Raw genomic sequence first — 1,287 nt, forward strand, 5'->3', positions numbered from 1 at the left:
GGGACTGACCCCTTAACGTGAGACAAATCAAAACACCTTCAAGAGAATGCAACCATGTCGTAAGATATGGAGACAACCTTGGAGGTGTTTTTTCGTTGGCAACAAGAGTCAGTTATCCATTAGAGGTTAAAATGAAGGCGATTGAAATGAGAATGGCTGGTATACCAGTCAAAGAAATCATGGAGCAATTAAACATACGAAACAAGACACAAGTGGAAACTTGGATGAGATGGTACCGTAGTGGCGAGCAAAACCGTTTAGAGCAGCCTGTAGGCAAACAATACAGCTACGGCAAAGGACCCGAATACACTTCGGAATTAGAGAAGGTCCAGGCTGAGAACAGGTTTTTGAGACAACAACTAGAGTTGCTAAAAAAGTACAGGGTACTGGAGAGGAGGTATCGTCAAAGATCGTAATGGAGTGGATAGAGTCGATCCGAGGGGAAGTGAGTGTGAAGCAAGCTTGTGCATGGATAGGAATCTCTCGCGCCACGTACTATCGCTGGAAGGCGGAGTATGTGAGCAAACTTGAGGACCACTTGGTAGAGAAAATCCGCGAACTCTGTATCCAGCATAAATATCGTTATGGATACCGGAAAATCACCGCCTTGCTTCGGAGGGAGTATGCGGTAAACCACAAACGCGTGCAACGGATTATGCAGCGTGAAGGGCTGCAATGTCGTGTCAAAGCGAAGAAACGGAAACCTACTGGGCAACCCATTCATATCGCGGGGCATCTGCTAAAGCGACAGTTTGAAGCAGATACGCCTATGCAAAAACTTGTAACAGACATTACGTATTTGCCATTTGGAGGAAAAATGTTGTATCTGTCGAGTATTTTAGACTTGTTTAACGGAGAGATTGTGGCATACAGTATAGCTGACAAGCAGGACACCGCATTTGTGCTTGATACCCTTGGTCAGTTGCCATCTCTACCAGGTGCAATACTTCATAGCGATCAAGGCAGCGTCTACACATCCTTGGCCTACCAGGAAGCGGTAAAAGGAAAAGGCATTACCATGAGTATGTCCCGTAAAGGAACGCCTGCTGATAATGCCCCCATCGAATCGTTTCATTCCACACTAAAGTCTGAAACGTTCTACCTCGAAGGTTTAACCTGTACGACGACGGCAATCGTCGAGCAGACCGTTCGAGAGTACATCCTTTACTATAACTCAATTCGCATTCAAACAAAACTAAACAACCAGTCGCCGGTTCATTTCCGACAACTGGCTGCTTAAACTTGGAAGGTGTTTTGATCCCTGTCTCACAAACGGGGGTCAGTCCC

General features: G+C 46.0%; 1 protein-coding gene. It reads left to right on the forward strand.

The window, feature by feature from the left end; all coding sequences use genetic code 11:
• Positions 1-95: 95 nt before the first annotated feature.
• Positions 96-1,240 (forward strand): IS3 family transposase gene (locus OIU26_RS25795; protein WP_264218416.1). Its coding sequence is split into 2 segments (ribosomal slippage): positions 96-369 and positions 369-1,240, totalling 1,146 coding nucleotides; the frame shifts between segments, so codons are not numbered across the junction.
• Positions 1,241-1,287 lie beyond the last annotated feature (47 nt).

The organism is Paenibacillus sp. BT-177, from assembly GCF_025846815.2.
In the GTDB taxonomy this organism is placed as follows: domain Bacteria; phylum Bacillota; class Bacilli; order Paenibacillales; family Paenibacillaceae; genus Paenibacillus; species Paenibacillus polymyxa_C.